Source organism: Promicromonospora sp. AC04 (assembly GCF_003058225.1).
Classification (GTDB): Bacteria; Actinomycetota; Actinomycetes; order Actinomycetales; family Cellulomonadaceae; genus Promicromonospora.
The window spans coordinates 1-5,945 of sequence record NZ_QBUG01000022.1; the positions used below are offsets into that span (position 1 = coordinate 1).

At 70.6% G+C, this 5,945-nt stretch carries 5 protein-coding genes and 2 pseudogenes; 2 read left to right on the top strand and 5 right to left on the bottom strand.

What is annotated here, in order from left to right:
* Window positions 1-281: 281 nt before the first annotated feature.
* Window positions 282-788, top strand: coding sequence for a VanZ family protein (locus tag C8K30_RS30085; protein WP_108496587.1), 507 nt, complete (start codon window positions 282-284; stop codon window positions 786-788).
* An 81-nt stretch (window positions 789-869) separates the two neighbouring features.
* On the opposite strand, the pseudogene C8K30_RS30090 reads toward C8K30_RS30085, so the two are convergent.
* The 5 genes and pseudogenes from C8K30_RS30090 to C8K30_RS30110 all read right to left on the bottom strand — a co-directional run.
* Window positions 870-1,202: pseudogene (locus tag C8K30_RS30090) on the bottom strand (PDZ domain-containing protein); the annotation flags it as partial.
* 30 nt (window positions 1,203-1,232) lie between these two features.
* Entirely contained in the window at window positions 1,233-1,949 is a 717-nt protein-coding gene (locus C8K30_RS30095) for an ABC transporter ATP-binding protein (protein WP_108496589.1), read from the bottom strand.
* A gap of 3 nt (window positions 1,950-1,952) precedes the next feature.
* Window positions 1,953-3,416, bottom strand: a complete 1,464-nt coding sequence (locus C8K30_RS30100) for an ABC transporter permease (RefSeq protein ID WP_108496590.1) — start codon at window positions 3,414-3,416, stop codon at window positions 1,953-1,955.
* A gap of 64 nt (window positions 3,417-3,480) precedes the next feature.
* Entirely contained in the window at window positions 3,481-4,971 is a 1,491-nt protein-coding gene (locus C8K30_RS30105) for a HAMP domain-containing sensor histidine kinase (RefSeq protein WP_108496591.1), read from the bottom strand.
* Window positions 4,968-5,645, bottom strand: a complete 678-nt coding sequence (locus C8K30_RS30110) for a response regulator transcription factor (protein ID WP_108496592.1) — start codon at window positions 5,643-5,645, stop codon at window positions 4,968-4,970. Before C8K30_RS30110 ends, C8K30_RS30105 begins: the two co-directional genes overlap by 4 nt.
* 152 nt (window positions 5,646-5,797) lie before the next feature.
* On the opposite strand from C8K30_RS30110, the pseudogene C8K30_RS30115 reads away from it, so the two are divergent.
* A pseudogene (locus C8K30_RS30115) lies at window positions 5,798-5,945 on the top strand (ABC transporter ATP-binding protein); the annotation flags it as partial.

Sequence of the window (5,945 nt, forward strand, 5' to 3'; positions counted from 1 at the left end):
GTTGCCTGCTGGCCTCGTCGTTGTTCAATGACACCATTGTCTCGAACATTCGTATGGTCTGCGAGTACGATCTGAAATCTGTGGATAACTCTTCAGGCACGTGAGAGGCGCCTCAGGTATCGGTTCCAGACGCCCTGCCGGTCAGGGCACGCGCCGACGCCTCGACGGGGATCGACCGGGTGCGCTGGCCGGGACCGTCCTCGACGGCGCCACAGAGATCCCAACCCAAGCTGATCCTCTCCAAACACCTACGAGATCGACCATAGGTACGATCCGCCCCTGTGATCTCTACGTTCCTGGTCGCTCACCACGACCTCGTTCCCGTCGCCTTCCTCCTGATCGCGCTCGTCTGTCTCGGCGTCGGCTACCTGGCCCTGCGACACCCGCGGTCAGGTCGGATCCTTTGGGCGCTCCTCGCCCTGGCCGCACTCCCGGTGATCGTGCTGGCTCTCGTCCCGACCTCGATCAGCCGGCCGGACGACGTCGTCTGCACGGTCCAGTTCTCCGTCCCGACGCTCGGCGGCGTCGAGACCCTGGCCAACATCGCACTGTTCTTTCCGCTCACCTTCTTCGCGGCTCTGGCCACCCGACGTCCGCTGCTGATGTTCGTGGCGGGGTCGGGCCTGTCCGCGGCGATCGAGGCGCTCCAGGCTGTAGCACCTGCCATCGGACGCGCCTGCGACACGAACGACTGGATGATGAACACGATCGGCGCCGCGGTCGGCGCCCTGCTGGCTTGGGGGACGATGACGGTCGCGAAGGGCGCGAGGGCGGCGGTACGGCCGTAGCACCCACCCACAAAGGCATTGGTCCGGCCGCTCCCTGGACCGGCCCGGCCGTCGCCGGGAAGGTCCAGGGGCGGCCGGCGATCAGTTGCCGAACATGTCCTGCGGCCGGCCCGGCACGTCGTCCGGGGCGCTCTCAGCGCCGCCGTCGCGGGGAAAGACCGGCTGTTCGTCCGGCTCCGGCTCGACGACGTCGGACTCGTCGCGCAGCGCGAGCGTCACGTCGATCTCCCGGGTCTCTCCGTCGCGCACCACGGTGAGCACCACTGGTTCGTCGGCGGTCCGTTCGCGGACGAACGCCGTCAGGGATGCCGCACCGGTGACCGGGTCGTCATCGATCGCGACGATCACGTCACCCTCCTCGATGCCCGCGGCCGCGGCCGGTGACCCGGCCACGACCTCCTCGACCTGCGCGCCGCGCCGGGTGACGTCGTCTTGGCTCGTCGTTCATGACGGCCCTCCTGACACCGCGGCCTTCCGCGGCGGCCCCTGATCCTTCTTCACCACGCCCAGCCGGCCCGCGGTGATCCCGAGCACCTCGTCGGCGACCGCGGTGACGCGGCGCGAATGGGTGACGATGATGACGCACCGGCCCTCCTCGTGCGCGAGGCCGGTGAAGATGCGCAGGATCTCGTCCTCGGTCGCCTGGTCGAGGTTCCCGGTGGGCTCGTCGGCGATGATGATCCGCGGGTCGTGCGACAGGGCCCGGGCGATCCCGACGCGCTGCTGCTCGCCGCCGGACAGCTTGAGCACCGGTCGGCCGGCGGTCTCCCGGTCGATACCCACGCCGGCGAGCAGGTCGTAGGCGTGCTGCTTCTTGTGCTTGACCCTGCTGCCGGAGATGTTCATGGACAGCACGATGTTCTGCACGGCTGTCGCGGTGGTGAGCAGGTTGAAGCCCTGGAAGATCACACCGATGCCCCTGGCGCGGTAGGCGTCCCGGTCGAGAGTGCGCATGTCGTCGCCGTCGAACAGGATCTGTCCGCCGTCGACGACGTCGAGGCCTGCGATCAGGGACAGCAGGGTCGATTTTCCCGACCCGGACTTCCCGACGATCGTGTAGACCTTCCCGGGCTCGAATGCCGCGCTGATGCCGCGCAGCACGTTCTTCTTGGTGCCGTCGTACCGGTAGGTCACGCGGTCGAGGGTGAGCGTGCTGGTCACAGGTCAGTTCCTCTCGGAGAGAATCTTGATGGGCTCGTAGCGGGTGATCCGGCCCAGGGACGTGAGGCCGGCCAGCGTGGCCAGCCCGAGGGAGACAGCGGCGATCTGCCCGACGGTGCCCGGTGTCAGAGCCACTGCCAGGTCGGCCAGGGGCTCGGCGTCCGGGTCGGCCTGGTTCGCGCCGCCCATGGGGCCCATCTGCATGCCCATCCCGCCGCCGGTGCCCTGCGCCTCAGCTGCGGCGGCGGCCTCCTCGGCCGCCTGGATCTGACCGGCCAGGAGCACGTCGGTCACGGGCTGCGCCACGAGCGAGCCGACGGCGAGCCCGAGCAGCATGCACGCGGCCGTGACTGCCAGGATCTCGGACCACAGGCCGAGCCCGACCGCGGACTTCTTCATGCCCATGGCCCGCAGCACGCCGATCTCGTACTTGCGCTCCCGGATCGCGATGGAGCTGAGGAGAGCGATGATGACGCCGCCGAACACCAGCACCACGATCATGAACGTGACCGAGACCGACTTCAGGCCCTCGACGGGACCCACTATCGCGTTGTAGGTCGCCGAGTCGGTGGTTACGTCGAAGACGTCGGGCAGGCCCTCGGCCCGCACCTCCTCGGTGAACGCGTCCAGCAGGTCCGGGTCCTCGAGGTAGAAGGTCGCGGCGACCTGCATGCCCTGCATTCCCGCCACGTAGTTGCTCAGCACCGTGTCGTAGGTGGTGAGGATCTCGTTGCGGCGGTTGGTGAAGGCGTTCTGCTGCGGCGAGGTGCCGTACTCGTCGGTCAGATCGTCGTAGGTGCCGACCACGGTGACGTCGTACTCGATGGATTCCAGGGCGCCCTCGTCGATGTTCCGCAGCTCGCCGGCCAGGTGCAGGGTGTCGCCGACGCTCAGGTCGTTCAGCTCGGCCAGCTCGGTGCTGACCAGGGCCTCGCCGTCGGCGTCGGGCATCTCGCCCTCGGCCAGGGCCCGCGAGCCGTCGTCGAACTCGGCGAGCTTGTTGCCCTGCAGGGACGCCGTGAACGACATGGGCTCGGACTCGAACATCGACTCGCCGGGTCCGCCGCCGCCCATCGTCATCATCCCGCTGCCGCCGCCGAGGTCGGCCGCCACCGGGGTGAGGTCCTCGGGGACCACACCGGTCGAGGCGGTGAAGTCGGCGTCGGCCAGGTGCTCGGACTCGCCGAAGGCGAGGTACTGGTCCGCGTCGATGGTCGGCATGACCATCCGGACCATGCCGTCTTCTGACTCGGCCATCGCCTCCTCCCGGACCTTCTCCATGTCCGGGACGAACGTGACCTCGGCGCTGAACCGCTCCTTGTAGTCGTCGATGATGCTCGTCGCGGTGGAGCTGATCATCAGCGCGACGACGCTCGCCGCGATCACCACCAGGATGATCGCGCCCAGCAGCGCGTTGCGGCCCTTGTGCCGCCACACGTTCGCCAGCGCGTTGTTCAGGATGTACATCCGTCATGCCTTCGCTCGGTCGGTTGGGACACGACGAAGACTGCACACCCCACGTGAGACGGGATTAGGGCCTGGTTAAGACCCTGCTGGGAATCTCCCGCAGCGGCAGGCGCAGCGTGAACACCGCCCCGCCACCCGGCCGGTTCGCCGCGCCGACCGTGCCGCCGTGCAGGTCAGCGGCCTGAGCCACGATCGCCAGGCCCAGGCCGGACCCCTGCCGCGCCCGCGCGGCCGCGCCCCGGAAGAACCTCTCGAACACGCGGGGCAGCTCGCCGGGTTCCAGGCCCGGCCCGCGGTCCAGCACGCCGAGCCGGAGCCCGGCGTCGGTCGCGGCCAGGGTCACCGTGACGGTCCCGCCCGGCGCGGAGACCTGCACGGCATTGCGCACCAGGTTCGCGATCGCCCGCTCCAGAGTGGCCGGGTGCACGACGGCGGCCGCGTCCCGCGGCGACACCGTCACCTCCACCGTGACCTCCGGAGCGACGCGCCGCGTGCGGGCGACCGCGCGGTCCACCAGTGCGGCCAGGTCGGTGTGCCCGGCAGGCTCGGACCCCGCGGCGCCACGGGCAAGCTCGACGATCTCGCCCACCGCGTCGGCGAGCGCGCCCACCTGCGTGTCGAGGTCGGCCACGAGCTGACGTCGCTCGTCGACCGCCAGGCGCCGTCCGGCTGCGTCGCCGCCGTGCCCGTCGCCGCCCGGCCCGTCACCGCCGGATCGGTCGCCGCCCGGCCCGTCACCCGTGACCCCCTCCGCGCGAGCCAGCAGCCCGAGATCGTTGCGGAGCACGGTCAGCGGGGTGCGCAGCTCGTGGGCAGCGTTCTCCACCAGCTCGCTCTGGCCGCGTCGCGCGTCGTCCAGCCCCGCCAGCAGGGCATTGACCGCGCCGGCGAGCCTGCCGATCTCGTCCCGTCGCGCCCCGCCGACGTCGACCCGCTGCCCCACGTCCCGCGTGCGGGCCACCGCCTCGGTGGCCGCGACGAGGCGGTCGACCGGGCGCAGCCCGGACCGGGACACCAGCCAGCCGAGCAGCGCCGCAACGACGACCCCGGCCGCCGCCGTCCCGCCCAGCGCCCATGCGATCCGGTCGAGGGTGTCCTGCATGGAGGTGAGGGGCTGGAAGATCCACACCTGCGCGTCGCCGTCGTCGGTCCGCGCGGACAGGACCCGGTAGGTGGACCCGTCCGTCGTGACCGTGTCCAGCCGGGGACTGCCGGACTCGGGTACGGGCGGCAGCCAGTCCAGGTCCTTCAGCGAGTCGCTCAGGGGACCGTAGGCGGCGTCGTCGCGCACCGTCCCGTCCCCCTGGACCACCAGCACGCTCACCGGGTCGTTCTGCACCAGCGACAGGATCCGGCGCTGGTTCCCGGTACCCGACGGGGTCGCCGCGGAGAGGTCGGCGATGCTCCCGAGGTTCGCGGTGCGCTTGGTCAGCTGCGCGTCGATCTCGTCCAGCATCGAGGCCCTGACCTGGAACCACGCAGCCAGGGACGCCACCATGACCGCTGCGGCGACCGCCGCGGCGGCCAGCAGGGTCAGGCGCTTCTGGAGGCTCATTCCGCTCCCCGCATCTGGTACCCGACACCGCGCATCGTGTGCACCACCCGTGGCGAGCCGGCCGCCTCGAGCTTGCGGCGCAGGTACCCCACGTACACGTCCAGGGTGTTCGACATGCCGTCCAGGTCCTCCCCCCACACCGAGGAGTACAGCTGGCTTCGCGTGAGCACCTGCCCGCGATGCCGCATCAGCGTCTCCAGCAGGGAGAACTCCGTGCGCGTCAGCTCCACCGGCGCGCCGTCGACGGTGACCTGCCACGCGCCCGGGTCCAGCCGGACCGGCCCGACCTCCAGCACCAGCTCACCCGGCGCACCTGCCGTACGGCGCAGCAGGGCCCGCAACCGGGCCAGCAGCTCGTCGTACGCGAAGGGCTTGGCCAGGTAGTCGTCGGCCCCGGCGTCCAGCCCCGCGACCGTGTCCTGCACGGCGTCGCGCGCGGTCAGGATCAGCACCGGCGTCCGGTCCCCCGAGGCCCGCAGCCACCGGCACACGCCGAGCCCGTCCAGGCGCGGCATCATCACGTCCAGCACGACCGCGTCCGGCCGCGCTGACTCGATCGCCTCGATCGCCGCGCGCCCGTCCGGGGCGGTCACCACCGTGTAGCCCTCGAACCGCAGAGAACGAGCGATGGACTGCCGCAGCGCAGGCTCGTCGTCGACCAGGAGAATCCGCATCCCGCGATTCTCCGCACCGCACCTAAGAGAACCGTGAGAAGCCGGGATGAGGCTCGCCGTGGCCTGTACGACCTGGGTATGACGGACCGGCGGCGCAGAACCAGCCCGGGGCCTGACGCAGTGCGGTGGGGCTCGTCCGTAGCGTCTGCTCCATGGACATCACCTCGTACGCGCCCGGGTCGTCCCCCACTGTGCGCGCTCGCTCCCTGACGAAGACCTATGGCAAGGGTGAGGCTGTCGTGCGTGCTCTGGACGGGGTGGACGTCGACTTCGAGCAGGGCCGGTTCACCGCGATCATGG